A 26,274-nucleotide genomic window follows, 5' to 3' on the forward strand; every position below is an offset into this window, starting at 1 on the left:
CGCCGCGCACAACAACGACCCCAAACCATTCGTATGGACCGCCACCGCCGAAGACATCCTCGCCAAAGTCGCCCGCGGGCGCGTCGCGCTCCAAGCGGTCAACCAATGACGAGACAGACCACTAGATGCCATGGCGTGAGGTTGTTGCTGGTGATCAGCCAGGTCACAGCCTCTACCGGGTTGGCGTCCGGCTCCACCGGCAGCGCCCGTCCCGACGAGCTTGACTGCGACACATTCACGATGGGTCGTCCGCGTTCACGGTGATTCCGACACAGAGTTTTGAGAGCCTCGTATTTCGCCTCTTTCGAGACGGAGTGAATGCAAATTCACCGCTGTCTGACGATCTCTGTTTTCTATATAAGGTGCGGTCGAGCAATGATCAGAACCTGTGGATGGCCCTCGGCCTCGCGACGTCAATGGGCGCACCTCCCCGAGAATGATCTGAAAGTCCAATTACGTCTGATCAAGAGCCGGCGCCAGGTTCGATAAGGGCACGCGCGTCGAATGACCCGACGAATCAGGAGGTAATCAGCAAGTCGCGTGACACGCCAATCCACAGATCTTGACTATTCCGTCGGGGACAAAGAAACACGACGAAAGATATGTTCAGCTGACGATTGGGTCAGCGAGTGCTTCCTGCACGCCGTGCGCGGCGAACACTTTCATAGATTCGGCGACGACTTGGGAGTCTTCGAGTTGGCGTCGATGTCGACGACTTTGCCCCAGCGCAGATGGCGCCCCACGGTGTGGGCGGTCCGAGCCGGATTCCCGGGCGGCAACCGCTGACCAGCAGGACCGATAGCAAGTTTTCCTGGCCCTAGTCGCTGCTGCGGGCGGACTGCTGGGCGGTTTGTTGAGTCAGGCTCAGAAGCGTGCTGTCGGTTGGGCAGAAATGTTGGCACGGCGGACGTAAGCACGTGGATATGCGACGTAAAAACGGCGTCTACCAGCGGATATTCCGCAGTGAGAGGGAGCCCCCTGTCAGGATTGAACTGACGACCTTTCGCTTACAAGGCGAGTGCTCTACCACTGAGCTAAGGAGGCGTGGTTAACCGGGTGCAAGCCTAACGGCTCACCCGTCGGCGTCGATGACGCGTTGCGGGCGCACCGGCCGCGACGACGAGCGGCGCGGAGAACGGAACCCGGGAAACGGAATGCGCGAAGCGATGTCGCTCAACGGGTTGACCACCAGGGTGAGCGCCGTGACGGCGTCTTGCAGGGTGGCGATGGCCGGTTCCAGCGCCTCCATCCCGGGCGCCAGCCGAGCCAGGGTGTCGGCGAGGTCGGTGAGTTGCTCGAGTGGTCCGTCCTTGGCCGTGATTTTGTCGACCAGTCCACCCTCGGCGAGCAGCCGCTCGGCTACCCCGTCTTCGGACAGCAGCCGTTCGATCATCCCGTCCTCTGCCAGCAGTCGATCGGCCAGCCCGCCGGGCTGCAGCGCGCGCTGCAACCCGCCGCCGTCGGCGGTCAGGCGGTCGAGCAAACCGCCGGGCGCTGTCACCAGATCGACCAACCCGCCCGGGCGCAGCAGCCGGTCCAGCGGCCCCTCCGGCGCGATCGCGCGTCCCAGCGGGGCATCATCATCCAGCAGCCTGGCTAGCCGGTTGGCGCGTGCGAGTGCATCATCGATCCCCAACATGTTGGCCATCGCGTTCGAGCCGCTGCCGCCCTCGCTCAACGTCTGCTTCGCCAGGCCAAGGCCCGCGGTTGCGAGGTTCAAGCTCACCTCCGTGGCGGCGAGTCCGATGCGCGCCGGGGCGGTCGCCAGGGCCACGATGCTTTTGCCGAGGTTCATACCGCGAGTCTATTCACGACGCGCACCCAAGACGCCTGAAGCGTCCTGGGCCAAAGCAACGATTGCTGGCAGACTATTATCAGACTGTTGGCAACCGGCTCTCAGGAACTACACAATGCTTGCGAAGCTAACGTACAACCAAGTGCGAGGGAACTGACCTCATGACAGCGGCAACCCCAACCGAAACGACACCCGAAGCGCGTGTCCTGGTCGTCGACGACGAGGCCAACATCGTCGAACTGCTCTCTGTGAGTCTCAAGTTCCAGGGCTTCGAGGTCCATACCGCGACCAACGGAGCCGCGGCGCTGGACCGGGCACGTGAAGCCCGACCGGACGCGGTGATCCTCGACGTGATGATGCCCGGTATGGACGGCTTCGGGGTGCTGCGCCGGCTGCGTGCCGACGGCATCGACGCCCCGGCGCTGTTTTTGACCGCCCGTGACTCGCTACAGGACAAGATCGCCGGCCTGACCCTGGGCGGCGACGACTATGTGACGAAGCCCTTCAGCCTGGAGGAGGTCGTCGCCCGGCTGCGGGTCATCCTGCGCCGCGCCGGCAAGGGTGGCGCGGAACCTCGCAGTGCCCGACTGACGTTCGCCGATATCGAACTCGACGAGGAGACCCACGAGGTGTGGAAGGCCGGCGAGCCGGTGTCGCTGTCACCCACCGAGTTCACCCTGCTGCGCTACTTCGTGATCAACGCGGGCACGGTGCTGAGCAAACCGAAGATCCTCGACCACGTCTGGCGCTACGACTTCGGCGGTGACGTGAATGTCGTGGAATCCTATGTGTCATATCTGCGCCGCAAGATCGACACCGGCGACAAGCGGCTGCTGCACACGTTGCGCGGCGTGGGCTATGTATTGCGGGAGCCGCGCTAAGCGTTAGTCGGCGAGAGCGAAGAGTACGGGTATGGCCAAACAATCTCGACGCGGATTGCCGCTGCGGATTGGCCTAGTGGCCGCCACCCTGTTGCTGGTGGCTTGCGGTCTGGTGACCTCGGGGGTCGCGGTTACCTCGATCCTGCGTCACAGCCTGATCAGCCGCATCGACTCGAACCTACTCGAGGCGTCGCGCAGCTGGGCGCAGGCGCCGCGTAGGCAATCAGCGCCCCCCTACGAGGGCCCAGACCCGGGTCGGCCGCCGTCGAAGTTCTACGTGCGGGGCATCGGTTCCGACGGCACCACCTTCACGGCCATCAACGACCGGAACGCCGAGCCGGCGCTACCGCCCGACAACGACGTCGGTCTCAATCCGGTGACGCTGCCCTCGGTCAACGGCTCGGACATTCTGTGGCGAGCTGTGTCGGTGCGCGGGCCGCACGGCCTGACCACGGTTGCGGTCGACCTGTCCGATGTCCAGCACACGGTCCGTTCGCTGGTCTGGCTGCAGTTCGGCATCGGGGTGGCGGTGCTGGTTGTGGTCGGAATCGTCAGCTTTGCCGTGGTGCAGCGCAGCCTGCGACCGCTGTCGGAGGTCGAGCAAACCGCTGCGGCGATCGCGTCGGGCCAGTTGGATCGCCGGGTGCCGGAACGCGACCCCCGTACCGAGGTGGGCCGACTTTCGTTGGCGCTCAACGGGATGCTCACCCAGATCCAGCAAGCGGTGGCGTCTTCGGAGTCTTCGGCGGAGACGGCCCGCGGTTCAGAGGACCGGATGCGACGGTTCATCACCGACGCCAGCCACGAACTGCGCACACCGCTGACCACCATTCGTGGGTTCGCCGAGTTGTATCGGCAGGGCGCTGCCCGCGACGTCGCGATGCTGCTGTCGCGGATCGAAAGTGAAGCAAGCCGGATGGGCTTGCTGGTGGACGATTTGCTGTTGCTGGCCCGGCTGGACGTGCAACGGCCGCTCGAACACAATCGGCTGGACTTGCTGGCGCTGGCCAGCGACGCCGTGCACGACGCGCAGGCGATCGACCCCCAGCGCACCATCACCATGGAGGTCCTCGACGGTCCGGGCACCCCGGAGGTGGTCGGTGATGAGCCGCGGATTCGCCAGGTGCTGAGCAACCTCGTCGTGAATGCTTTGCAGCACACCCCGACCAGTGCCGACGTCATCGTGCGGGTCGGCACCGACGGCGACGACGCGGTGCTCGAAGTGGCTGACAAAGGTCCGGGCATGAGTCAGGAGGATGCGTCCCGGGTGTTCGAGCGGTTCTATCGCACCGACTCGTCCCGGGCGCGGGCCAGCGGCGGTACCGGGCTCGGGCTGTCGATCGTCGACTCCTTGGTGCACGCCCACGGCGGTCTGGTCACGGTGACAACCGCGCCGGGGGAGGGCTGCTGCTTCCGCGTCACCCTGCCGCGCGTCAGCGACATGTCGGCACCCGAGCCGGTTCACGCCAGTTGAGCCAGCGCCGCCTTGATCTTGGCTTGGGCCTGGTCCAGCGATTCCGGTGAGGGGTTGCGGTCGACGTTGGCAAAGCCGAAGTCGCTCAGGCTGCGGGTGGGGAACACGTGCACGTGTAGGTGGGGCACTTCCAGCCCGGCGATGATCAGCCCCGCACGCTCGGCTCTGAAAGCTTTGCACACCGCCTTGCCGATCAGTTGGCTCACCCTCATGATGCGGTTGAATACCGCGGGTTCCACGCCCTGCCACTGATCGATCTCGGCGCGCGGCACCACCAGCGTGTGGCCTTGTGTCATCGGCTCAATCGTCAGGAACGCGACGTCGTCGTCGTCCTCATAGACGAAGCGGCCAGGTAGTTCACGGTTGATGATCTTGGTGAAGATCGACGCCATGCTCTCAAGCATAGGTTCAGCGCAACAGCAGGCGAATCGTTAACGAGTCGTTGCGTCGTCGTTCTGTGGTCGTTCTGCACGATCGCCAAAATCCACTGTGACCCAATCCTGGGAGGAGACCATTCGTGCGGTTTCCTGCCGCAGTGCTGGCCATTCCGGTGGCAGTACTGACCGCTTGCGCCCCAGCACTGATACCGATGGTCATTCCCGCGACCGCCCGGGCGGCCGCCGCGTGGGGGCCGCTGGCGCCACCCAACCCGTTCATGGCGCCGCAGGGCCTCGCGTCCTTGCACAATGACGCCGAATCGTCGGATGCGGGACCGCTGCCCGGGCCGGGCTCCAACCTGCCGACGGCGATCTTCGCGTACCCGCTGCTGGCGGCGTGTCCGACGATCATGCAGGGCACCGATGGCCTGGTGCTGGCGTTGTGCACCGCCGATGTCAACCAGGTGCCGACCATCTTCCTGATCGATCCCGGCGGTGTCGCCCCGCGCGTCGTCCCGCTGGCAAGCCTGCAGGTAGCCAAGGGCACCCTGCTTGGCGGTGTGTATGCCTACCTGGACAACGAGAACCGGGTGGTGATGATCGACGGAAGCAACCACCTACTGCGCGTCAGTCATGCCAGGGACGGTGCGCTGGGCCGCTGGAAGCTGACCGTCACCGAGTCCACCGACGTGTCCAGCGTGATACCGTCCGGCGACGGCTCGGTCGGCCTGGTTCCCGACTATGCGGGCAACGTCTGGTTCGCCACCGGTAACGGCGTGGTGGGAGTGGCCAAGCTGGGCGGCGGCGTTACCAGCCTGCAGCTGCCCGCCGGCGAGCAAGTGGCCAACAGCATCTCGTCGGCACCGAGCGGTCGCGTCGCCGTCGCGACCACCTTTGCCCTCTACGAGCTGAACCTCGACGGCGCCGGGAACCCGCAAATCCTCTGGCGCGCAGCGTATGATCGCGGCCCCGGCCGCAAGCCCGGACAACTCAGCTGGGGGACCGGCTCCACCCCCGTGTATTTCGGCCCCACCACCGGGGCCGATTACCTGACCATCGTCGACAACGCCAGCCCCCAGGTGCACGCGCTGATCTACCAGTCCGGGACGGGCCAACTGGCATGCGAGCAAACGGTTTTGACCCAGGGCGGCCCAGGCAGTGAGAACGCGCCGATCGGCATCGGACGATCGGTGTTCGTAACCAGCACCTACGGGTATCCGTACCCGACCGTCCCGGCGGGCGCTCCACCGGCGATGCCGCCGACGGCGCCGTTCGTCGGCGGGATGACCAGGGTCGACCTGGACAGCCCCGGCTGTCACACCGTGTGGGAGAACAAGGTTCGCAGTGCGGCGCTACCGCACCTGTCCATTCCGGACAGCCTGATCTACACCATCACCCGGATCGGGCCGGACAAAACCACACCGCTTGACCTCTTCGCCTACGCCGTCGTCGACCCCAACTCAGGGGGACTCATAATCCAGCAACCGAAATCGGCCAGCATCCTCAGCGACCCGATCGAAACCCCCACTATGGTCCTGATGGACAACAAGATCATGCAGGGCAACATCACCGGAATCGGACGTATCGGCCTGGGCCTATGACTAGGCCTTTGATGGGTCTTTGCCTCGGCTCATTCTTCCTTGCCGAATTTCATCATGTCCAGGTTCCAGTACCCGCGCATGTTTACGATCAGGCCGGCGTCGTTGACGCGGTAGGTGAACACCCCGCGCACCTCACTGGTGACGCCGCCCTCAAACTTGCTGTGCAGCACCAGGATATGGGCGATCTCGTCGGGCGAGCTGGACGGGAACGTCTCCTCGCACGTGATCGTCAGCTGGTTGGCCGCGATGTTGGTGTCATAAAAAACACCGACGGCCTCTTTGCCCCGCACCCCATTGCCATCCGGGTTGGTGACGGATTTGCCGATGGGGTCTTCGACGACGACGTCGTCGGCCATCAACGCCAGCCAGCCTTCGCGATCGTGGGCTTGCACGCAGCGCCACGACGCCTGCGAGGCGGCCAATGCGGGGGTTTGGACTGTTTGGGTCATTGCTGTTTCCCTTCTCTAGATGGCGCACGCGGCGCGGGCACCCTCTTCGGTGGCTTTACGGATAAGGCCAAGCCCGCTGCAGTCGCCGGCCGCGTGCACGGCGGCGTCGGGCAAGGCGGCGACCAGCGCATCGAACAATCCGGTGTCTGGTTCGACCGTTCCGGCCAGGATGACGCTATCGGTGGGCAGCTCCCGGCTGGTCCCGCCGGTGGGTGTGAAAACCACGCTGGCGGTGGTGATTCGCTCGACGGCGGCGCGGACGTGGACGGTGACACCGAGGCGGTCGAGCCGATCCATGTGTTCGGTCTTGCGCTTGTTGCCCACTTCCGGAGCGATGTCCTTGCCGGACTCGAGTATTGACACCAGCCGGCCGCGGCTCGCGAGAAACTCGGCGAGCTCGAGGGTCACCAGGTCACCGCCGATGATCGCGACTCGCCGGCCGAGCGGCATCCAGGCGCGGGTGGTCAACCGGATCGCGGCGGGGCGCATCAGCCGCTGCCGCCAGCCGCCCAGTACCTGAGCACCCAGGCGCTGCCAGGCCGGGAAGGCGGAATCAGCTTGTCCGCCAAGCAATTCGCGCAAACCTGGCCCCGTGAGCACGTGCGGCAGGTCGGCGCCCGGAATTGCTGGCACCGCCACATGACCTCCAGTGGCCACCACCACCGCGTCGGGCGCGGTGCGAACCACATCGTGGGCCGAAACATCCTGATGCAGAACCACGTTCACGGTGCTGGCCCGGATTTCGTCGCGCAGATAGCGCAGGAACGGCTGGTTTTCCGGGTGCAGAACGCACGCCCAACGCAGGGCGCCGCCCAGCTGGCCGCTGCGCTCGAAAAGCGTGACCCGGTGCCCGCGTTCGGCGGCGACGCGGGCTGCCTCCAGCCCAGCCGGGCCGCCGCCGATCACCGCCACACGCTTGGTGCGAATCGTGCGGGGTGCCGCCAGCTCGCGTTCCTTACCGGTGCGGGGATTGACGGCGCAGTCGACGGAGAAGCGTTGTTCCATTGCGTCGATGCAGTTTTCGCAGGAGATGCACTTGCGAACCCGGTGCGACTGCCCCGACTGCAGCTTGTGCGCCAGGTTGGGGTCCGCCAGCAGCGGCCGTCCCATGGCGATGAAATCTGCGCGCCCGTCGGCCAGGATCTTCTCGGCCCGTACGGGGTCGTGAATTCGGCCGACGGCGATCACCGGCACGTCGACCACCTGCTTGACCGCGGCCGCGGCGCCAACGTTGAGTTCATCGCCGTCGTCGGCGGCATTGACCATCCCGGTGACGAGCCGATCGATCACGCCTCCGCTGACGTGGAACGCGTCCACGCCGACGGCCACGAGTTCGGGTGCTAGCCGGGCGGTTTCGTAGATCGGCCGGCCTCCGGCGACCCGTTCGTACCCGGAGATGCGCAGCGTGATGGGCAGGGCGTCGCCGATCTCGGACCGAATTGCGGCCAGCGCCTCCAGTACCACCCGGACCCGACCGGGCGCCGAATCGCCTCGATAGTCGTCGATGCGCCGATTGCGTTGTGGGGCAAGGAAAGAGCCCAGCAACAGGTAGCCATGTGCGGCGTGTAGCTCGATGCCGTCGTATCCGGCCTGCACGGCGCGTCGCGCCGCGGCCTTGAACAAGTCGAACACCTCGGTCAGCTGCTCCTGCGTGATTTCGTGCGACGGCCGGCCGGTGAGGTAGGACGGAATCGCCGAGGGCCCCAACGAGTCAACGCCGAACATCTCCGGTCCCAGGCCGTCGGGCCCAGCGTGCACGATCTGCGGCTGGATCTTGGCGCCGTGTTCGTGTACCACCTCTACCAGTGCGCGGTGCGCGTCGACCGCGGCGTCGGTGCCCAGATGCAGGCCGCCGGGAGTCTCGGGGTGCTGATGGTCGATTCCGGTGGCACCCAACGTGATCAGGCCGACCCCGCCCTTGGCGCGTGCGGCGAAATAGTCACGCGTGTGCTCCGACGGCAGGCCATCGGGCGTGCCGTACATCGTCTCCATCGGAGACATGACCAGCCGGTTGCGCAGCGCCATGGCGCCGATTCGCCCCGGCGCCAACAGGTGCGGAAAGGCGGCCACTCAGGACCGGTCGGTTACCGGTCCGCGTCCGTGTAGCGGATGACGCCGCGAATGTTCTTGCCGTTCAGCATGTCCTGGTAGCCCTCGTTGATCTGCTCGAGGCGGTACTGGGTGGTGACCATGTCGTCCAGGTTCAGCTTGCCGGCCTTGTACATCGACAGTAGTTGCGGGATGTCGAACTGCGGGTTGCCGCCGCCGAAGATCGTGCCCTGCAGGTTCTTCTGCATCAGGGTCAACATCGCGAGGTTCAGGTTCACGTTGGTGTCCAGCAGGCTGCCGATGGCGGTCAGCACGCAGGTGCCGCCCTTTTGGGTGATGTTGAGGTAGTTGTCGATGTCGGCGCCGTGCAGCTCGCCGACGGTGACCACGACCTTGTGGGCCATCAATCCGTAGGTGACCTCGGCCATGCCCATCAGCGCAGCGTTGATGTCGGGGTAGACATGGGTGGCGCCGAACTTGAGGGCCTGATCGCGCTTCCACTCCACCGGGTCGATCGCGAAGATGTAGCGCGCGCCGGCGTTCGCGGCACCCTGCAGCGCGGCCATGCCGACGCCGCCGACGCCGACGATGGCGACGTCCTGACCCGGCCGGATGTCGGCGGTGCGGACCGCCGAGCCGTAGCCGGTGGTCACGCCGCAGCCGACCAGCGCGGCGACCTCGAACGGGATCGACGGGTCGATCTTCACCACGGAGGCGCGGTGCACGACCATGTACGGCGAGAACGTGCCCAGCAGCGTCATCGGGAAGACGTTCTGGCCGCGGGCCTGGATGCGGAACGTGCCGTCGGAGACCGCTTGGCCGCCCAGCAGCCCGGCACCCAGGTCGCACAGGTTACGCATGCCCGCCTGACATGTCGGACACGTCCCGCAGGACGGGATGAACGACAGCACCACGTGGTCGCCCGGGGCGAGGTCTTCCACGCCGGGGCCGACCTCGGTGACGATGCCCGCACCCTCGTGGCCGCCGAGAACCGGGAAGCCTGCCATCGGGATGCCACCGGTGACTAGATGGTGATCCGAATGGCACATCCCGGCCGCTTCCATCTGGATCTTGACTTCATCCTTGACCGGGTCACCGATCTCGATTTCCTCGATGGACCACGGCTGGTTGAATTCCCAGATCAGCGCGCCTTTTGTCTTCATGAAGGACCTCCACTAGCATCCCCTGACCCGAGTGTCGGTGAAAGGGGCCGGCCGGGGCCGGACGGCAATTAGAACGTGTTCTTATTCGCAGACCATTATGACGTGCGTCACCGCACAGTAAACAATGGGGATCACCAGATCGGAACCGGGGTCTGGCCCAGCGGGTAGTAGCCCGGGAGCTTTTCGCCGGCCATGCTGCGCTCGATCCTCTTCTGCATGCCGGCCGACAACTTCCCTTCCTTGATCAGCTGCATATAGAGCGCCGAGACGTGACCGAAGTCGAAGAAGTCGCGCTGCCACTCGATGAGCTTGTCGGCGTTGAGCCGGAACCAGCTGCCGCCGATGCCGTAGATCTCCTGCTGACCGCCTTCTCCGTCGAGCACGACCTGTTTCCAGAAACCGACGATCTCGCCCTGCTTGTCGTCGACGAGGACCTTCTGGTAGGGGTACTGCCAGTTTTCCAGCCCCTCCATCTCGAGGCCGAGCGCGATATCGCGGATCTCGTCGATACCGACGCACATCACGTCTTCTTTGGGGCCGATGTTCCAGCCGTAGGTGGCCTCGGGGGCGTAAAAGTCGGCCAACGGCTTCCAATCGCCCGCCTTTTCGCAGTCCTTGTTGGCCTGCAGCCAGTTCTGCACCCACTCGTCGAGTTCTGCGCGCGTGAATGACGCCTTGGATGACATGTCCTCAGTCTTCTTTCTCTTTGATGAATAGTGCTCGGGTAGGGCATGTTTCGACGGCCCGCTCGACCTCGTCGCGGGCGTCCTCTGGCGGTTCGGAGTCGATGATCTCGACCTTGCCCCGCTTGGGCACACGGAAGTAGTCCGGTGCCTCCAGTTCGCACATGGCGTGGCCCTGGCACAAATCTAGATCCGCTTCGATCCTGAATGAGCCCATGACCCGTACTCCTTACGCGTTGCGCTTGCGGTAGCGCACCTTGGCCGGCCGGGCCAGCTGCACGACCATCTTGGAGTGGTCGTTGTGGTAGCTGTCGGCGGGCTGCGCCATCTCGAACTCGTACTCGCGCAACAGAACCGAGAAGATCGCCTTGATCTGCATCTGCGCGAACGCGGCTCCGACGCAGCGGTGCCTGCCGGCGCCGAACGGTATCCAGGTCCAGCGGTTGACCAGATCCTCCTGCCGCGGCTTCTCGTAGCGGTCCGGATCGAAGGAATTCGGACTCGGGAAGTCTTCGGGAATCCGGTTGGAGATCGCCGGGGACGCCGCGACGAAGTCGCCTTTGTGGATCGGGTAGCCTCCGACCTCGAATTCGCCCTGGGCCACCCGCATCAGGATGATCAGCGGCGGATGCAGGCGCAGGGTCTCCTTGAGAACGTTGTCCAGTTTCGGAATCTGTCGCAGCGCATGGAAACTCACCGCCTGGCCATCGGCGTAGAGGTCGTCGAGCTCCTTGACCACTTCGGCGTAGACGTCGGGATGGCGGATCATTTCGATCAACGTCCACGACGAGGTGCCCGAACTGGTGTGGTGGCCGGCGAACATCAGCGAGATGAACATCCCGGTGATCTCGTCGGCGGAGAAGCGGGGATTTCCCTGCTCGTCCTTAATCGAAACGAGCACGTCGAGCATGTCGCGGTCGCTCTTGTCCTCGGGTGGGTTGGCGATGCGCTGGTTCATCACACCCTGTACCAATTCGACCAGGCCGATGCGGGCTTGATCCCGGACCCGGAAGCTCTCGATGTCCATGTATGGATCGACGTAGCACAGCGGATCGGTGCCGCGCTCCAACAGGTGGTAGTACTCAGCGAAGCGATGGTCGAGCTGATTGCGGAACTTCACCCCGATCAGACACGCCGTCGAGGTGTAGATGGTCAACTCGGCGAAGAAGTCGAGCAGTTCGATCTCGCCTTCGTCGCCCCAGTTGGCGATCATTCTTCGCACTTCGTTCTCGATGGTGACCGCATGACCCTTCATGTGCTCGCCACGCAGCGCGGTGTTGTGCAGCATCTCGCTCCGCCGCTCGGGGCTGGCGTCGAAGACCACACCCTTGCCGAAAATCGGCGTCATGAAGGGGTAGGCCTCGGCCTGGTCGAGATCCTCGTCGGCGGAACGGAAGAAGAACTCGTTGGCCTCGGCACCGGAGAGCAGGGTGACGTGCTTGTCGGCCAGCTGGAACCAGCCGATGTCACCACACTCGTCGCGGACCCGTTGCATCAGCCCGATCGGGTCGGTGCGGAACTCCTCGAGATGGCCGTGTTCTTCTTCTCCGCCGGAGACGCGCGGCACGATCGCTGTTGTCATGAGTCCAAGGCTTTCTCGTCCACTTTCAGGTGCTGACGTTCTTTTGTCGCGGCCAACGGCGCCTCGGGCTGAAGCTCCATGTTGACCACGAAGCCGCCCCTGGGCGTCTCCGCGACGAAGGCGATTGCTCGGGCCAGGTCGGCCGCCCGCAGGAAATAGTCGTGGCGCGCCTGACCCCACTTGGCCCAGTCCGCGAGCGCCGGGCCGATCAGCTCGACCGGCAGGCTCCAGCCCATGCCGGTCTTGGTTGGGCCCGGGTGCACGATCGACGCGCGTACGCCGGTGCCTTCGAGCTCCATCTGCAGGTTGGTCACCATCGCCACCAGCCCGGCCTTAGCGGCACCGTAGGCGCCCATGTGCGGACGCTGCCGCAGCGCGACATCGGAACCGACGAAGATCAGGTCGCCGCGCTGACGCTCGACCATGCCCGGCAGCACAGCGGTGGTCAGTCGATTGGCCCCGATCAGGTGGATCTGGATCTGCGATTCGAAGGCTGCCGTGTCGATTTCGTGCAGCTTGCCGAAATAGGTATCGCCCGCCCCGGTGACCAATACCTCGATGTCGCCGAGCTGCTCGGTGGCCTGGTGCACGAAACCCTTGACGGACTCGGGATCGGTGACGTCGAGGGGGAGGGCAACAGCCTCGCCCCCGTCGGCGCGGATCTTCTGGACGATCTCCTCGCACTTCTCGACGCGCCGTGCGCCGAGCGCCACCGGAAAGCCATGCGCGGCAAGCTCAACGGCGGTGGCCGCGCCGATGCCTGACGACGCTCCGGCGACGATCGCGGGCCGGCGGGCCGGATGGGGCTCGAAGCGGGGCATTTACCTGGCCTCCAAGGTGATTGGTAGGTGGGCGAACCCGCGGACATTACTAGAGTGGACGCGGACGGCGTTGGCCTCGTCGACCTGGTAGCCGCGGATTCGCTTGAACAGTTCGGTGAGCGCGACCCGGGCTTCCATCCGGGCCAGATGGGCACCCAGGCAGAAGTGCGCGCCACTACCGAAACTCAGCAGCTTGGGCCCGATTTCGCGCCCAATCAGATAATCGTCGGGGTTGTCGAATGCCCGCTCGTCGCGGTGGGCCGAACCGGGCAGTAGCAACAGGATGTCCCCTTCGGGGATGGTGGTGTCGTAGAGGTTGAGCTCGCCGGAGACGGTGCGGGCCAGAATCTGGCTGGATGTGTCGTAGCGCAAAGTCTCCTCGACCCACAGCGGCACCTGGGACAGGTCGGCGTACACCGGCGTCAGTTGGTCCGGGTTCTTGTGGCCCCAGAACGCGGCGTTGGCAAGGAGCTTGGTGGTGGTTTCGTTGCCGGCGATCACCATCAGGAACATGAACCCGAGGACTTCCTCGTCGGTGAGCCGGTCCCCGTCGATCTCCGCTTCCAGCAGCGCAGTGGTGAGGTCGTCGGTGGGCTTCTTGCGGCGCTCGGCGATCATGCCCTGGTAGTGGACGATCAGGTTGATCGACGCCTCGATCGCCGAAGGCGGTACGTCGGTGACGCCATCCTCGCGGTGCATGACGCTGTCCGCCCAGGCGCGCACCTGGGCGCGGTCCGGCTCGGGTACTCCCATCAGCTCGGAGATGACGTCCATGGGCAGCTTGCCGGCGAACTCGTCGATGTAGTCGACGGTTTTACCGCTGGCCTTTTCCAACATGGTGTCGAGGTGCTGTTCCGCGATCTCGGTGACGCGCGGCTCGAGCTCGCGAATCCGCCTGGGTGTGAATCCTTTTGATACCAGGGTGCGCAGCCGTAAGTGGTCGGGATCGTCCATCGCCAAAAATGACATGGTCTTGGAGGCGTGCGGTCCGCGCGATGCCGGGTCCAGTGAGACGCCGTCGCGGTTGGACAGTGTGGTGCTGTTGCGGAAGCCCTGGTGCACGTCGCGGTGCCGCGACAGCGCCCAGAAGCCGAGTTCCTCGTTGTGATACAGCGGAGCTTCGTCGCGCAGCCGCTTGTAGTACGGATACGGATCTTCGTGGAAGTCGTAGTCATAGGGATCGAGCACCAATTCGGGCCCGCCAACGTGAACTGTCATCCCTTACTCCCGGGCTCGTTCCCGCTTGAATTTTCGGCTCCGGCCAGGATGAGCCGCACCACGTCATCCAACCGGTCCGCGATCTTGCGATAGGTGAATTCCCCGCTGCCCGCCTGCACTAGTGCGCCGAAGAAGGCCATCTCGAGCGCCGACACTGTGCTGGGTTCCGCGCCGGGGCCGATGGCAGACGTGATGCGGCGGTGGATCTCCGCGCCGATCCGGTCGCGTGCGGCGCGTACCGCAGGGTCGGCGCCGCCGCCCAGCAGCGCCGTCGTACAGGCGGCGGCAACTTCGGGTTCGTCGGCGACCACCAGCGCCAGGTGGTGCAACACCCTCTTCACCCGGGTGGGCATGGGGTCGTTGACGTCGGTGAAGTAGGGAACCCGCAGGACCAGGTCGAGGTAGACCTCGGCGATCAGGTGGTTCTTCGACGAGAAGTAGGTGTAGGCGGTCGCCGGGGCCACTTTGGCTCGCGCCGCCACCATGCGCACCGTCAGGTCGGCGTACGAATTCTCTCGCAACGTCTCCAGGCCGGCCGCCAGCACCTTGCGGAAGGTTTCCTCCTGGCGGCGGTTGCGTGGCGGCGCGGTCTGAGGGGTGACCTCGGAGGCGGCCTCGGAGGTGGACACAGCCAGTGCATCGCTGGACACATGTCCAAGCTAGAGGATAGTCACGACGTGAAGCAAGCGTGTTCGGATAATTAGCAGGTAAAGACGCCATCTTCGACCGGTTAATGCGGCCTGGCGATATCGGGTCTTGCACCGCTGAGAACCCGGAGGCTATGGTTCGGGGAGGCAATATCGGACAAGTGTCCATTCGATTGGAGCGGCAAGATGGCGTTGATCGCCGACGGCGTGAGTGCACTGTTCATCGACGGCAAGCCGTGCCCCGGCAGCGCGGGCACCTTTCCGACCGTCAACCCGGCCACCGAGGAAGTGCTGGGCGTCGCCGCCGACGCCGACGCCGACGACATGGGCCGCGCCATCGACGCCGCGCGGCGTGCCTTCGACGAGACCGACTGGTCGCGCAACACCGAACTGCGCGTCCGGTGTGTTCGCCAACTGCGCGATGCGATGAAAGAGCATCTCGAAGAGCTGCGCGAGATCACCATCGCCGAGGTAGGCGCGCCGCGGATGCTTACCGCCATCGCCCAGCTGGAGTCCCCCGTCAATGACCTGGCGTTCGCGGCCGACACGGCCGAGTCCTACGTGTGGAATCAGGATCTCGGTGACGCGTCGCCGATGGGGATCCCCACCCGGCGCACGATCGCACGGGAAGCCGTCGGGGTTGTCGGCGCCATCACCCCGTGGAACTTCCCACATCAGATCAACCTCGCCAAGATCGGTCCCGCGCTGGCCGCCGGTAACACCGTCGTCCTGAAGCCCGCGCCCGACACGCCATGGTGTGCGGCGGTGCTCGGGGAACTCATCGCCGAACACACCGACTTTCCGCCCGGCGTAATCAACATCGTCACCTCCAGTGACCACGGCGTCGGCGCCATGCTGGCCAAAGACCCTCGGGTGGATATGGTTTCGTTCACCGGCTCAACGGCCACCGGTCGCAGCGTGATGGCTGACGGTGCCGCCACCATCAAGAAGGTGTTTCTGGAGTTGGGCGGCAAGTCGGCCTTCATTGTGCTCGATGACGCCGACTTAGGCGGTGCCGCCGGGGTGGCGGGGTTCTCGGTGTGCATGCATGCCGGGCAGGGGTGCGCGATCACCACCCGGCTGCTGGTGCCGCGGACCCGCTACGATGAAGCGGTCTCCATCGCGGCCGCCACCATGGGCGGGATCAAGCCGGGAGACCCCAACGACGCGAAAACCATTTGCGGGCCTTTGATTTCGGCGCGCCAGCGGGATCGGGTGCAGGGCTACCTCGACTCGGCGGTCGCCGAGGGCGGGACGTTCGCGTGCGGCGGCGGTCGCCCGGCGGACCGCGAGGTCGGTTTCTTCATCGAGCCCACCGTGATCGCCGGTCTGGGCAACGATGCCCGCGTAGCACAGGAGGAGATCTTCGGGCCGGTGCTCACGGTGATCCCCTACGACGGCGACGACGACGCGGTGCGCATCGCCAACGACTCGCCATACGGCTTGTCGGGCACCGTCTTTGGCGCTGACCCGGACCGGGCCGCCGGTATTGCCGCCCGGATCCGAGCGGGCACCATCAACGTCAACGGTGGCGTCTGGTACTCGGCCGACGCGCCGTTCGGCGGCTACAAGCAGTCCGGCAATGGCCGCGAGATGGGTCTGGCCGGCTTCGAGGAGTACTTGGAAACCAAAACTATTGCGACTTCAGCCAGCTAAAGGTCAACTAGAGGAGCTCGGAGAATGCGGTTCGAAAACAAAGTGGCCATTGTCACCGGATCAGGTGGCGGCATCGGCCAGGCCTACGCCGAGGCGCTGGCCCGTGAAGGCGCGGCCGTCGTCGTCGCCGACATCAACCTGCAGGGCGCCGAGAAGGTGGCCGACGGGATCAAGGGCGAGGGCGGTACGGCGCTGGCTCTGCCCGTCGACGTGTCGGATCCGGTCTCGGCCAAGGAGATGGCCGACCGCACGCTGGCCGAGTTCGGCGGCATCGACTACCTGGTGAACAACGCGGCGATCTTCGGCGGCATGAAGCTGGACTTCCTGGTCACCGTCGACCCCGAGTATTACAAGAGGTTCATGAGCGTGAACCTCGACGGCGCGCTGTGGTGCACCCGCGCGGTGTACAAGAAGATGGCCAAGCGGGGCGGCGGGGCGATCGTCAACCAGTCCTCCACAGCAGCATGGCTTTACGCGAACTTCTACGCGCTAGCCAAGGTCGGGATCAACGGCCTGACCCAGCAGTTGTCGCGTGAACTCGGCGGGCAGAACATTCGGATCAACGCCATAGCGCCGGGCCCCATCGATACCGAGGCCAACCGCACCACCACGCCGCAGGAAATGGTTGCCGACATCGTCAAGGGAATTCCGTTGTCGCGCATGGGACAGCCCGAGGACGTCGTCGGCATGTGCCTATTCCTGCTGTCCGATGAGGCCCGGTGGGTCACCGGGCAGATCTTCAACGTCGACGGCGGACAGATAATCCGGTCATGACCGCCGGCGACGATGCAGAGCGAAGCGATGAGGAGGAGCGGCGCATCGTGTCAGAGGACTTGAAGCTGGGGTATATCGGGCTTGGTAACCAGGGCGCGCCGATGGCCAAGCGCTACCTCGACTGGCCCGGCGGCCTGACGGTCTTCGACATCAGAGACGAGGCGATGACGCCGTTCGTCGAGGCCGGAGCCGCCGCGGCGGCGAGCGTGGCCGAGGTCGCCGATGCCGACATCATCAGCGTCACCGTGCTCAACGACGAGCAGGTGCGCGATGTGGTGGGGCAGTTGGCGGAGCGCGCCAAGCCGGGCACCGTCATCGCGATCCATTCGACCATCAGCGACACGACCGCGGTCGAACTGGCCGTTGCACTCAAGCCGCAGGGCATTCACATCGCCGACGCGCCGGTCAGCGGCGGGGCCGCGGTCGCGGCGAAGGGCGAACTCGCCACCATGGTGGGCGCCGAGCGTGAGGTGTACGAGCAGGTCAAGCCGGTGTTCAAGCAGTGGGCGTCGCTGATCATCCACGCCGGCGAGCCCGGCGCGGGGACGCGAATGAAGCTGGCGCGCAACATGTTGACGTTCACCTACTACGCCGCGGCCTGCGAGGCCCTGAGATTGGCCGAGGGGGCCGGGCTGGATCTGCAGGCCCTCGGTCGGGTGGTGCGGCACACCGAGGCCTCGACGGGTGGGGGCATGATCATGATCCGCGAGAACATGGCCCCGCTGGAGCCGGACCACTTCCTCTACCAGCCCTTCCTGCACACCCGGGGCCTCGGTGAGAAGGATCTGAACCTGGCGCTCGCACTGGGTGAAGCGGTCGGCGTCGAGCTACCGCTTGCCAAGCTGGCATTGCAGAACCTGGCCGATGGGCTCGGGGTTCCACACACGAAGGAGTGACGATGGACGAACTGCGCCGCAAAGGCCTCGAAAAGATGAACGAGGTCTACGGCTGGGAGATGCCCAACATCGAGGGCGATGCGTACTTCGACCTCACCGTCGATCACTTGTTCGGCACCATCTGGAGCCGGCCGGGATTGTCGATGCGCGACAAGCGCATCATGACGCTGACGGCAGTGACCGCGGTCGGAAATCGCGACCTGGCCGAGATCCAGATCAACGCGGCGCTGCTCAATGGGGAGCTCACCGAGAGCGAACTGAAGGAGATGGCCGTCTTCCTCACCCACTACCTCGGATTCCCGCTGGGTTCCGCGCTCAACGGCGCGGTCGGCGCCGTCGTGGCAAAGCGCAAGAAGGCCGCGGCCAAGGGCGCCGGAGAGGACAAGAAGGCCAACGTCGACGCCGCGTTGAAGATGAACGCCGGAGAGGCCCGCGGCTAGGGCCTGACCGGCGCACCGATGGGCCGAAACCTCACCCGGTCGGATGGTGCGGCGGCCCGCTAAAGTGGCCGTCGTGCGCGTCCTGGTGATCGGTTCCGGTGCCCGTGAACATGCTCTACTGCTGGCGCTCCGCAGAGACCCGCAGGTCACGGGGCTGATCGTCGCTCCGGGCAACGCCGGCACCGCCCGGCTGGCCGAGCAACACGACGTCGAGATCACCTCCGGCGATGACGTCGTCGCCCTTGCTCGTGGTGTCCGTGCCGACATGGTGGTCATCGGACCCGAGGTGCCGCTGGTGCTCGGAGTGGCCGACGCGGTGCGCGCTGCCGGCATCGTCTGCTTCGGGCCGAGCAAGGACGCCGCCCAGATCGAAGGTTCCAAGGCGTTCGCCAAGGAGGTCATGCTGGCCGCCGGTGTGCGCACCGCCAAAAGCGAAATCATCGACAACCCAGCGAATTTGGATGCTGCCCTGGACCGGTTCGGGCCGCCCGCCGGCGACCCCGCATGGGTGGTGAAAGACGATCAACTTGCCGCCGGCAAAGGCGTGGTGGTGACGGCGGACCGTGATGTCGCGCGCGCACACGCCGCCGGGCTGCTCGAGTCCGGGCACCCGGTGCTGCTGGAATCCTTCCTGGACGGCCCGGAGGTATCGCTGTTCTGCGTCGTCGACGGTGAAACCGTGCTGCCGTTGCTGCCGGCTCAGGACTTCAAGCGGGCCGGCGAGGGGGACACCGGACCCAACACCGGCGGCATGGGCGCTTATGCGCCGCTGCCGTGGCTTCCCGACGATGTCTGCCGAGAAATGGTGACCCAGATCGCCGAACCCGTTGCAGCCGAGATGGTTCGGCGTGGTAGTCGGTTCTGCGGGTTACTGTATGTCGGGCTCGCGATCACCGCCAACGGGCCGGCGGTTGTCGAATTTAATTGCCGCTTCGGCGATCCGGAAACGCAGGCCGTCCTAGCCCTGCTGGATTCGCCACTTGGACAGCTCCTGTACGCGGCAGGCACCGGTACGCTGTCCGACTTCGGCGAGTTGCGCTGGCGTGAAGGTACCGCGGTGACGGTGGTGCTGGCGGCTGAAAACTATCCAGGACGTCCTCGGGTCGGAGACGTCATCGTCGGCTCCGAAGCCGAGGGGGTGCTACACGCCGGGACGGCCCGCCGCGACGACGGCACGATCGTCTCGTCGGGCGGTCGGGTGCTGTCGGTGGTGGGCACCGGGGCCGACCTGGCCGCGGCACGCACGCACGCATACGATATCCTCGGTTCAATTCGGTTGCCTGGCAGTCATTTCCGACGCGATATCGGTTTGCAGGCAGCCGAGGGCAAGATTCGCGTCTAGCCGGCGACACCTTCCGTAGGAGCGGGGCCCGCTTGCCGCTGGTGGTCGCTGCAACCTGCGACGCCTTGACCACGGTGGTGAGATGAGCCAGAATCAATTAATAAACCAACCGTCGGTCTAAGTATTGGTGGAGTCGATGGCTCGGACCGTTAACGTTGCAGAACGCGCCGCGCGGCGCGACGCCATCCTGGATGCCGCGCAGCGGCTCGTCCTTTCAGAGGGCTACGAGCGGCTGACGGTTCAGGATCTTCTTGATGACCTGCAGATCTCCAAGGGCGCCTTCTACCATTATTTCGATTCCAAGCCGGCGGTGATCGAGGCCCTGACTGAGCGGCTTGTGAGCGAATCGGTGGAGGTGCTTGCTCCGATTGTTGCTAACCCCAAGCTGGGGGCCAGCAGCAAGTTGAAACGATTCTTCGCCGAGATCATCCGCTGGAAGTCCTTGCGCCAGGACCTGTTTGTGGCGATGCTGCCCGTTTGGTACGGGCCCGACAATATTGTCTTTCGACTGCAGGTTGACCGGGCCGTAGCGAAACGACTGGCGCCGCTGTTGACGGAGATCGTACGTCAGGGTGTCAATGAGCACCGATTCGTCACCGCCTATCCCGAGCAGGCTGGTGCGATCATCGTCGTCCTCGTTCAGGCGCTGCAGGACGCGCTTGCCCACCAGCTGATGGCCGTGGCATTTGGTTCACCGGGCGCCCCGCACGCGAAGGAGATAGCGGCCACCTATGGGGCGCACATCGAAGTGATTGAGCGCTACTTGGGCGTACCGTCTGGCACGCTGTATCGTGCCGACTCCCGTGTCGTGAACAGCTGGATCGATGCACTACGACGAGCCTTACAACGGTGACAGGAGAGGCGCGATGAAGGTCGATTTCGCCAACAAGACCGTGGGCGGGTTCAATTTCGAGTTCGTTCGCGGACTCTCGCTTCAGGCTGTTGGCGCCGCCGAATACGGCGAGTGTATGGACACCATGAGCCGCGTCAAAGACAACAGCTTCGACAGCTGGATCACCCAGTGGGCTGTCACCGCTGACCGGGTTGCGGGCTTCGCAGAGGGTGAAGATCGGATCGGCAACCGCGTCAGCGCTCGCGATGCCTTCCTTCGTGCCGCCAACTACTACCGGATGGCGGTGTTCTACGTCGCCCACACCGATGCGCGGCATACCGAACTGTGGCGGCGCAGCAAGGACTGCTTTCAGCGGATGATCGCTCTGATGGACGCTCCCCTCGAATGTATAGACATCGATTTCGAAGGGGCACGGCTGCCAGCCTATTTCGTCTCCGGAGGCGACGGTCAGCGTCCCACTCTCATCGCGCTGGGAGGCTTTGACTCCACTATGGAGGAGCTCTACTGCTGGATCGGCGCCGCAGCCCCGGCCTATGGCTGGAACTGCCTGATGTTCGAGGGCCCAGGGCAGTGGGCTGCTCTGAAGACCAACCCGGGCCTGACGTTTCGCCCCGACTACGAGAAGCCTGTGGGGGCCGCGGTGGACTACTTGCTCAGCCGCAGCGACGTCGATCCCGGCGCGGTGGCCATCATCGGGTACTCGATGGGTGGCTACCTTGCGACTCGTGGGGCGCTCGACCAACGAATCCGCGCCTGCATCCCCAACTCGTTGGTCGTCGACTGCGGCGCGGCCGCGCGAGCCGGGATGAACGGGCTACTGAAGAACACGACGTTTATGGATGCGGCGTTCAAGCTGGTGATGAAGGTCAATGGCCCGGTCCGGTGGGGATTCCAACATTCCGCTTGGAGTCTCGGCATCCGAAACGCCCATGAATGGGTGCAGGTGTACCAGCCCTACAGCATCAAGGATTTCGCCGATCGGTACCACAACCCGATGTTGTTCCTGTTCAGCGAGGATGATATCCGCGACGCCGCTGCGCCCTCGGCCGACATCATCGTCGACACGCTCGACTTTATGCTCGCCCTCAAATGCGAGCGCTACATCCGCCTGTTCACCCGAGCCGAAGGCGCGTCAAGCCATTGCCAGATGGGTGGATTGAGCTACGCCCAGGCGGCGATCTTCGACTGGCTTAACCATGTCTTCCTCGGCGGTCCGCCGCCAGCGCCGGCGAGCCCAGCCGCTGCCGATCTGTTCATCAGCCAATTCGCCAAATACGGAAAAGTGCAAGGCGAAGCCAAAGCCAAAGAGCTGCTCGACGTCGCTCAGCTCATATAAATCCTCTTCGCCCGTTGGGCACCCGCGATTGGGCTAAAGGCGTGCCCCGTTTCGGGGGCTCCGCGGTTCGGAACCGGCTGAGCCCAACTAGAACGCTGCGGCTTGGCCGTCGCGGCGTGGGTCGCTCGCCGCCAAATAGCCGTCATCGAGGCGCCAAATCGCCTGGCAGCTGCCGAACTGGTTGTAGTCGTCCACGGCGACCAGGTCGTGCCCGCGCTGTCGGAGCTCGTCGAGCGTTGAGTGCGGGAAACCCATCTCGCAGCTCACCTCCATGCCTTGGACCCACCGGAACCGGGGCCCGTCACACGCCGTCTGCGGATTCTGGCCGTGATCGGCGATGCGCACCAGCACCTGGACATGACCCTGGGGCTGCATGGTGCCGCCCATCACCCCGAAGCTCATCACCGGTGCGCCTTCTTTGCTGACAAAGCCCGGAATGATCGTGTGGTAAGGACGCTTGTTCGGCCCGACCTGGTTCGGATGCCCTTGAGCCACAACGAAATCCGCGCCGCGATTCTGCAGCGAAATTCCGGTGTCGCCCACCACCACACCGGAGCCGAATCCCATGTAGTTCGACTGGATCATCGACACCATCACCCCTGACGAGTCGGCGGCGGTGAGATACACGGTGCCCCCCTTCGGGGTGCCGGCGTCGGCCGGCGTTGCCCGCTTCCAGTCGATCAATCTGGCGCGATGCTTCAGGTATTCGTTGTTCAGCAGGTGTTCCGGGCGTAGCGGCATGTGGTCGATGTCGGCCACATAGGCCTGTGCGTCGGCGAAAGCGAGCTTCAGCGCTTCGATCTGCAGATGCACGCTATCGGCGGAATCGGCGGGCAGCGATGACATGTCGAACTGCTCCAGGATTCCCAGGGTGATCAGCGCCACGATCCCCTGGCCGTTGGGCGGTATCTCGTGGATGGTGTATCCGCGGTAGGTTCGGCTGATCGTTTCGACCCAGTCGGCGCGATGAGCCGCCAGGTCGCCGGCTTGCATGACTCCGCCGTTGGCCGTCGCATGCGCTTCGAGTTTGGCCGCCAGTTCTCCTCGGTAAAACGCTTCGCCGTTGGTTGTGGCGATCTGTTCGAGAGTGGCCGCGTGGTCGGGAAACCTGAACTGTTCCCCGGGTCTCGGCGCTCGCCCGCCGGGCATGAACGCTTCGGCGAACCCGGGCTGGGTTTTGAACAGCGGCACCTGCGCCGCCCACTGCTGCGCGACGGTCGGTGAGACCAGAAAGCCGTTGCGGCCATAGGAAATCGCAGACTCGAAGAGTCTTTCGAACGGTAGCCTGCCGAACTTGGCGTGCAATTCGACCCACGCCGACACCGCTCCGGGCACGGTCACCGAATTCCAGCCGCGTGCTGGAACACCCTTGCCGCCGAAGTACTCTGGCGTCCACGCCGCGGGCGAGCGACCGGACGCGTTCAGGCCGTGCAATTCCCGGCCGTCCCAGACGATGGCGAAGGCGTCCGAGCCGATTCCGTTGGACACCGGTTCCACCAACGTGAGGGTGATGGCGGTGGCGATGGCCGCGTCGACGGCGCCCCCGCCCTCGGCGAGCATCTGAAGGCCTGCTTGGGCGGCAAGCGGTTGGGATGTGCACACGACGTTTGCCGCCAGGATGGGCTTTCGCGGCCACGGGTACGGGAAGTCCCAACCGAAAGGCCCATAAGGCTTCGTCACTGTCGGATCGTCGCACGGGTGTCGCCGCGTGCTCAACGTTAGGTACCGCGAGCAGACGCAAAGGCCCCGAAGATCGGCTCGCATTAAGGGCTTTTGCGTCTGCTCGGCACTCAGGCCGTCAGCAATGGCGCCATCCAGGTCAGCTCGGCCGGCAGCTGCGAGCTCCAGAACCCCGGGTTGTGGCCGCCGGGCGAGAAACCGCCCGCGGGCGGATTGGGCAATTGAGCGACGAATTGCCTTGTCGCATCGTAGAACGGGTCGCTGTCGCCGCAGTCCACCCGGATCGGGATGGACGCCAGCGCCGGCATTCCGAATACGGAGTTAGCCGCAAAATCGTCGGGCCCGTCGAATGCGCCGGGTGCGGCCGCCCCGGAAGACAGCCACAGCGCCGGGCTCACCGCGCAGATCGCCGCGGTGCGTGCCGGCCCCAACCGGCCGCCGAGCAGCAGTGCGCCGTAGCCGCCCATCGACCAGCCCAAAAACGCTACCCGCGAGGTGTCGAGGTTTTGCTTGTCCAGCATCGGGATCAGCTCGTTGAGCACCATGGCACCGGCGTCCTCGCCCGAAGCCCTCTTATGCCAGTAAGTGCCGCCACCGTCGACGGCGACCACCGCAAACGGCGGCAATCCGGCGTTGACGGCCTGCGCCAGACCCTGCTCGACGCCGCCGGCCATGACGGTCGCCGCGTCACTGCCCTTTCCGTGCAGCGCGATCACAGGTCGCAGCGGCTTGGTTTGGCCCGGCGGACGCGCGATCGCCCAGTTGGTTGATATCCCGCCGCGTGCCGCGGACGCGAAGGAGCCCGTCGTCATGGTTGGCGCCGGGGCCGCCGGTTCGAGCGGGGGGGCCGGCGCCAACGGAACCTGAGTTCCGCCCGCAGATAGTGGCACGGCCTGCGACGGTCGCGGCTGAAGCAGCATGTCGAGCGCGTATCCGCCGGCCGCGCCGAGGGCCACGCCGGCGCCCAGGCGAAGCACCGCGCGACGGCTAAAGTCGGGCATCGAGCAATTATCCCATGGCCGTTTGGCCAAAATGGCATCGCAGTACCACTTTGGCTGGCACCATAGTCAACCGTGACTGCAGCAGTTACTCCCAAGGGAGAACGTCGACGGTATGCGTTGGTGAGTGCTGCCGCCGAGCTGCTCGGCGAGGGCGGATTCGAAGCGGTGCGTCACCGGGCGGTCGCCCGGCGCGCCGGCCTGCCATTGGCGTCAACCACGTACTACTTCTCATCGCTGGACGATTTGATCGCCCGGGCGGTCGAGCACATCGGGATGATCGAGATTGCCCAGCTACGCGCGCGGGTCACCGCGCTGTCTCGGCGGCGGCGGGGCCCCGAGACCACCGCTGAAATGCTGGTCGACCTGCTTGTGGGGGACATGTCGGGTCCGGGACTTGCCGAGCAGCTGATATCGCGATACGAGCGTCACATCGCCTGTACCCGCCTGCCCGCGCTGCGCGAAACAATGCGACGCAGCCTGCGGCAGCGCGCCGAGGCCGTTGCCGAAGCCATCGAAAAATCGGGCCGATCCGTGCATATCGAGCTGGTGTGCACGCTGATCTGTGCGGTCGACGGTTCGGTGGTCTCTGCGCTGGTCGAAGGGCGAGATCCCCTCACGGCTGCGCTCGGGACGGTCGTCGACCTGATCGACGTGCTCGCACCGATCGACCAGCGTCCGGTGCGGATCTGACCGCCCCCGTCAAGTCACGCCAAATCCGCGGGCAGCGTCGGCGTCACGATGCAGCCGGTGGCGAAGTCTCCGTAGATCGTCACGCCGTCCGGGCAGCGCACGGCATAGAGCGCCACATAGGCGCAGACGACGGCGTCGATCGGATCCTCGGCGCGGCGCAGGTCGCTCTTGCGCTGCGCGGTCAGCACCTGCCGGCGCAGCCCGGCCCATTCGGGACCGGCAACCTGTAGCGGCACCGGGGCGTGCGCAAGCCCCTCGATGCCGTCCATCATCAGCAGCAGCTCGGATTTGAGCTGGTCGAGACCGCGGCCGGGTTTGGCCTTGTACTTCAGCGTGCGTGGCAGCCGGAACAGCGCCACCGTCGCCGAATGGGGGTAGACCTCGATGGCGCGGCGCGCAGCGGATGACTGTGGATCCATGTCGAGCCCCAGCGTCTGAGCCAACCGCGCCCCGCGAGGACCGTTGGCGAACTCGGGTTTTCCGGTGTTGACCGGGTGCGCGCCGGCTTCGAACCTGCGGAAGTCGCGGTTGAACGCCGTCTCGGCGGGACGCTGGCCAGTCCGGTTGGTCACCACCAACGGCGCGTCGAAAGCGACCAGGCAGTCGTCTTGTACGTATGGGCGCACGGCGGCCAACACGTCGACGTCGTCGCGGACCGCGCCGACATGCACCAAACGGCCGTGTGAGTCGATCACCGCGACACCGGTCGGATTGCGTACGCCCCAGGCAAGGTCGACGCCGACGAAGTACATCCGATTTAGATTAGGCGGGGTTTCCCGGGGGGTACGTCACATTGCGCCACACCGGCCTCTCTGGGGAGCGGTGTTCGTTTTGCCCGCCTCCGAGCGACAACGCGAGTCGCTGCG

The 26,274-nt window shown here is 65.2% G+C and carries 23 protein-coding genes, 1 tRNA gene and 2 pseudogenes; 11 read left to right on the top strand and 15 right to left on the bottom strand.

The features are described 5' to 3' along the window. Nucleotides 1–972 precede the first annotated feature (972 nt). A tRNA-Thr gene (locus ACLP9N_RS27580) sits at nucleotides 973–1,044 on the bottom strand. A 28-nt stretch (nucleotides 1,045–1,072) separates the two neighbouring features. Further along, nucleotides 1,073–1,795, bottom strand: coding sequence for a hypothetical protein (locus tag ACLP9N_RS27585; protein WP_442410348.1), 723 nt, complete (start codon nucleotides 1,793–1,795; stop codon nucleotides 1,073–1,075). Nucleotides 1,796–1,956: 161 nt separating this feature from the next. Here ACLP9N_RS27585 and phoP point away from each other — a divergent pair, with 161 nt between their 5' ends. Beyond that, nucleotides 1,957–2,676: a two-component system response regulator PhoP gene (phoP, locus tag ACLP9N_RS27590; protein WP_442410349.1), complete on the top strand. Its 720-nt coding sequence runs from the start codon at nucleotides 1,957–1,959 to the stop codon at nucleotides 2,674–2,676. 31 nt (nucleotides 2,677–2,707) lie between these two features. Then, nucleotides 2,708–4,166 (top strand): annotated as a pseudogene (locus ACLP9N_RS27595) (sensor histidine kinase). On the opposite strand, the gene ACLP9N_RS27600 reads toward ACLP9N_RS27595, so the two are convergent. Next, a complete protein-coding gene (locus ACLP9N_RS27600) occupies nucleotides 4,138–4,542 on the bottom strand; it encodes an HIT family protein (RefSeq protein WP_442410350.1) in 405 nt (134 codons plus the stop codon). The pseudogene ACLP9N_RS27595 and the gene ACLP9N_RS27600 overlap by 29 nt on opposite strands. Nucleotides 4,543–4,667: 125 nt before the next feature. On the opposite strand from ACLP9N_RS27600, the gene ACLP9N_RS27605 reads away from it, so the two are divergent. Next, nucleotides 4,668–6,128 (top strand): hypothetical protein, encoded by a 1,461-nt coding sequence (locus ACLP9N_RS27605; RefSeq protein WP_442410351.1) that lies wholly within the window; start codon nucleotides 4,668–4,670, stop codon nucleotides 6,126–6,128. A gap of 29 nt (nucleotides 6,129–6,157) precedes the next feature. On the opposite strand, the gene ACLP9N_RS27610 is transcribed toward ACLP9N_RS27605, so the two are convergent. The 9 genes from ACLP9N_RS27610 to ACLP9N_RS27650 form a co-directional block, all read right to left on the bottom strand. Continuing rightward, nucleotides 6,158–6,577 carry a ketosteroid isomerase family protein gene (locus tag ACLP9N_RS27610; RefSeq protein WP_442410352.1) on the bottom strand — a complete coding sequence of 140 codons (420 nt, stop codon included), beginning with the start codon at nucleotides 6,575–6,577 and terminating at the stop codon, nucleotides 6,158–6,160. Between the two features lie 15 nt (nucleotides 6,578–6,592). Continuing rightward, complete coding sequence (locus ACLP9N_RS27615) at nucleotides 6,593–8,647, bottom strand: oxidoreductase (RefSeq protein WP_442410353.1); 2,055 nt, start codon at nucleotides 8,645–8,647, stop codon at nucleotides 6,593–6,595. 14 nt (nucleotides 8,648–8,661) lie between these two features. Continuing rightward, on the bottom strand, nucleotides 8,662–9,789 hold the full coding sequence (locus ACLP9N_RS27620; RefSeq protein ID WP_442410354.1) for an NDMA-dependent alcohol dehydrogenase: 1,128 nt from the start codon (nucleotides 9,787–9,789) through the stop codon (nucleotides 8,662–8,664). 131 nt (nucleotides 9,790–9,920) lie between these two features. Beyond that, a complete protein-coding gene (locus tag ACLP9N_RS27625) occupies nucleotides 9,921–10,475 on the bottom strand; it encodes a nuclear transport factor 2 family protein (RefSeq protein ID WP_442410355.1) in 555 nt (184 codons plus the stop codon). A gap of 4 nt (nucleotides 10,476–10,479) precedes the next feature. Then, nucleotides 10,480–10,689: a ferredoxin gene (locus ACLP9N_RS27630; protein ID WP_442410356.1), complete on the bottom strand. Its 210-nt coding sequence runs from the start codon at nucleotides 10,687–10,689 to the stop codon at nucleotides 10,480–10,482. 12 nt (nucleotides 10,690–10,701) lie between these two features. Next, nucleotides 10,702–12,054 carry a cytochrome P450 gene (locus ACLP9N_RS27635; protein WP_442410357.1) on the bottom strand — a complete coding sequence of 451 codons (1,353 nt, stop codon included), beginning with the start codon at nucleotides 12,052–12,054 and terminating at the stop codon, nucleotides 10,702–10,704. After that, the gene (locus ACLP9N_RS27640) at nucleotides 12,051–12,875 is read right to left on the bottom strand and encodes an SDR family oxidoreductase (RefSeq protein ID WP_442410358.1); all 825 of its coding nucleotides are present in this window, start codon (nucleotides 12,873–12,875) and stop codon (nucleotides 12,051–12,053) included. The genes ACLP9N_RS27635 and ACLP9N_RS27640 overlap by 4 nt, the downstream gene beginning before the upstream one ends. Further along, nucleotides 12,876–14,093, bottom strand: coding sequence for a cytochrome P450 (locus tag ACLP9N_RS27645; protein WP_442410359.1), 1,218 nt, complete (start codon nucleotides 14,091–14,093; stop codon nucleotides 12,876–12,878). Further along, nucleotides 14,090–14,743 (bottom strand): TetR/AcrR family transcriptional regulator, encoded by a 654-nt coding sequence (locus tag ACLP9N_RS27650; protein WP_442410360.1) that lies wholly within the window; start codon nucleotides 14,741–14,743, stop codon nucleotides 14,090–14,092. The genes ACLP9N_RS27645 and ACLP9N_RS27650 overlap by 4 nt, the downstream gene beginning before the upstream one ends. 183 nt (nucleotides 14,744–14,926) lie before the next feature. Between ACLP9N_RS27650 and ACLP9N_RS27655 the strand changes: the two genes are divergently transcribed. From ACLP9N_RS27655 to ACLP9N_RS27685, 7 genes are all read left to right on the top strand, one after another. Continuing rightward, entirely contained in the window at nucleotides 14,927–16,396 is a 1,470-nt protein-coding gene (locus ACLP9N_RS27655; protein ID WP_442410361.1) for an aldehyde dehydrogenase, read from the top strand. Between the two features lie 24 nt (nucleotides 16,397–16,420). Continuing rightward, nucleotides 16,421–17,170, top strand: a complete 750-nt coding sequence (locus ACLP9N_RS27660) for an SDR family oxidoreductase (RefSeq protein ID WP_442410362.1) — start codon at nucleotides 16,421–16,423, stop codon at nucleotides 17,168–17,170. Beyond that, a complete protein-coding gene (locus ACLP9N_RS27665; protein ID WP_442410363.1) occupies nucleotides 17,167–18,066 on the top strand; it encodes an NAD(P)-dependent oxidoreductase in 900 nt (299 codons plus the stop codon). The genes ACLP9N_RS27660 and ACLP9N_RS27665 overlap by 4 nt, the downstream gene beginning before the upstream one ends. 2 nt (nucleotides 18,067–18,068) lie before the next feature. Further along, nucleotides 18,069–18,506: a carboxymuconolactone decarboxylase family protein gene (locus ACLP9N_RS27670; RefSeq protein WP_442410364.1), complete on the top strand. Its 438-nt coding sequence runs from the start codon at nucleotides 18,069–18,071 to the stop codon at nucleotides 18,504–18,506. Between the two features lie 73 nt (nucleotides 18,507–18,579). Further along, entirely contained in the window at nucleotides 18,580–19,848 is a 1,269-nt protein-coding gene (purD, locus tag ACLP9N_RS27675; protein ID WP_442410365.1) for a phosphoribosylamine--glycine ligase, read from the top strand. Nucleotides 19,849–19,984: 136 nt separating this feature from the next. Next, nucleotides 19,985–20,701 (top strand): TetR/AcrR family transcriptional regulator, encoded by a 717-nt coding sequence (locus tag ACLP9N_RS27680; RefSeq protein ID WP_442410366.1) that lies wholly within the window; start codon nucleotides 19,985–19,987, stop codon nucleotides 20,699–20,701. A gap of 13 nt (nucleotides 20,702–20,714) precedes the next feature. Further along, nucleotides 20,715–22,037 carry an alpha/beta hydrolase family protein gene (locus ACLP9N_RS27685; protein ID WP_442410367.1) on the top strand — a complete coding sequence of 441 codons (1,323 nt, stop codon included), beginning with the start codon at nucleotides 20,715–20,717 and terminating at the stop codon, nucleotides 22,035–22,037. 87 nt (nucleotides 22,038–22,124) lie between these two features. On the opposite strand, the gene ACLP9N_RS27690 is transcribed toward ACLP9N_RS27685, so the two are convergent. Both ACLP9N_RS27690 and ACLP9N_RS27695 read right to left on the bottom strand, forming a co-directional pair. Further along, complete coding sequence (locus ACLP9N_RS27690) at nucleotides 22,125–23,717, bottom strand: gamma-glutamyltransferase family protein (RefSeq protein WP_442410368.1); 1,593 nt, start codon at nucleotides 23,715–23,717, stop codon at nucleotides 22,125–22,127. A gap of 110 nt (nucleotides 23,718–23,827) precedes the next feature. Then, nucleotides 23,828–24,718 carry an alpha/beta hydrolase-fold protein gene (locus ACLP9N_RS27695; protein WP_442410369.1) on the bottom strand — a complete coding sequence of 297 codons (891 nt, stop codon included), beginning with the start codon at nucleotides 24,716–24,718 and terminating at the stop codon, nucleotides 23,828–23,830. A gap of 72 nt (nucleotides 24,719–24,790) precedes the next feature. Here ACLP9N_RS27695 and ACLP9N_RS27700 point away from each other — a divergent pair, with 72 nt between their 5' ends. Continuing rightward, nucleotides 24,791–25,408 carry a TetR/AcrR family transcriptional regulator gene (locus ACLP9N_RS27700; RefSeq protein WP_442410370.1) on the top strand — a complete coding sequence of 206 codons (618 nt, stop codon included), beginning with the start codon at nucleotides 24,791–24,793 and terminating at the stop codon, nucleotides 25,406–25,408. On the opposite strand, the pseudogene ACLP9N_RS27705 reads toward ACLP9N_RS27700, so the two are convergent. Further along, nucleotides 25,332–26,160, bottom strand: a pseudogene (locus ACLP9N_RS27705) (DUF429 domain-containing protein). The gene ACLP9N_RS27700 and the pseudogene ACLP9N_RS27705 sit on opposite strands and share 77 nt — an antisense overlap. Nucleotides 26,161–26,274 lie beyond the last annotated feature (114 nt).

It is taken from the genome of Mycobacterium sp., from assembly GCF_052144515.1.
In the GTDB taxonomy this organism is placed as follows: Bacteria; Actinomycetota; Actinomycetes; order Mycobacteriales; family Mycobacteriaceae; genus Mycobacterium.

Bases quoted from the DNA above. Each gene is read 5' to 3' on its own strand.
- ACLP9N_RS27585 (WP_442410348.1), bottom strand. From the start codon at position 1,795: ATGAACCTCGGCAAAAGCATCGTGGCCCTGGCGACCGCCCCGGCGCGC.
- phoP (WP_442410349.1), top strand. From the start codon at position 1,957: ATGACAGCGGCAACCCCAACCGAAACGACACCCGAAGCGCGTGTCCTG.
- ACLP9N_RS27600 (WP_442410350.1), bottom strand. From the start codon at position 4,542: ATGGCGTCGATCTTCACCAAGATCATCAACCGTGAACTACCTGGCCGC.
- ACLP9N_RS27610 (WP_442410352.1), bottom strand. From the start codon at position 6,577: ATGACCCAAACAGTCCAAACCCCCGCATTGGCCGCCTCGCAGGCGTCG.
- ACLP9N_RS27620 (WP_442410354.1), bottom strand. From the start codon at position 9,789: ATGAAGACAAAAGGCGCGCTGATCTGGGAATTCAACCAGCCGTGGTCC.
- ACLP9N_RS27625 (WP_442410355.1), bottom strand. From the start codon at position 10,475: ATGTCATCCAAGGCGTCATTCACGCGCGCAGAACTCGACGAGTGGGTG.
- ACLP9N_RS27630 (WP_442410356.1), bottom strand. From the start codon at position 10,689: ATGGGCTCATTCAGGATCGAAGCGGATCTAGATTTGTGCCAGGGCCAC.
- ACLP9N_RS27635 (WP_442410357.1), bottom strand. From the start codon at position 12,054: ATGACAACAGCGATCGTGCCGCGCGTCTCCGGCGGAGAAGAAGAACAC.
- ACLP9N_RS27640 (WP_442410358.1), bottom strand. From the start codon at position 12,875: ATGCCCCGCTTCGAGCCCCATCCGGCCCGCCGGCCCGCGATCGTCGCC.
- ACLP9N_RS27645 (WP_442410359.1), bottom strand. From the start codon at position 14,093: ATGACAGTTCACGTTGGCGGGCCCGAATTGGTGCTCGATCCCTATGAC.
- ACLP9N_RS27655 (WP_442410361.1), top strand. From the start codon at position 14,927: ATGGCGTTGATCGCCGACGGCGTGAGTGCACTGTTCATCGACGGCAAG.
- ACLP9N_RS27660 (WP_442410362.1), top strand. From the start codon at position 16,421: ATGCGGTTCGAAAACAAAGTGGCCATTGTCACCGGATCAGGTGGCGGC.
- ACLP9N_RS27665 (WP_442410363.1), top strand. From the start codon at position 17,167: ATGACCGCCGGCGACGATGCAGAGCGAAGCGATGAGGAGGAGCGGCGC.
- ACLP9N_RS27670 (WP_442410364.1), top strand. From the start codon at position 18,069: ATGGACGAACTGCGCCGCAAAGGCCTCGAAAAGATGAACGAGGTCTAC.
- ACLP9N_RS27680 (WP_442410366.1), top strand. From the start codon at position 19,985: ATGGCTCGGACCGTTAACGTTGCAGAACGCGCCGCGCGGCGCGACGCC.
- ACLP9N_RS27685 (WP_442410367.1), top strand. From the start codon at position 20,715: ATGAAGGTCGATTTCGCCAACAAGACCGTGGGCGGGTTCAATTTCGAG.
- ACLP9N_RS27695 (WP_442410369.1), bottom strand. From the start codon at position 24,718: ATGCCCGACTTTAGCCGTCGCGCGGTGCTTCGCCTGGGCGCCGGCGTG.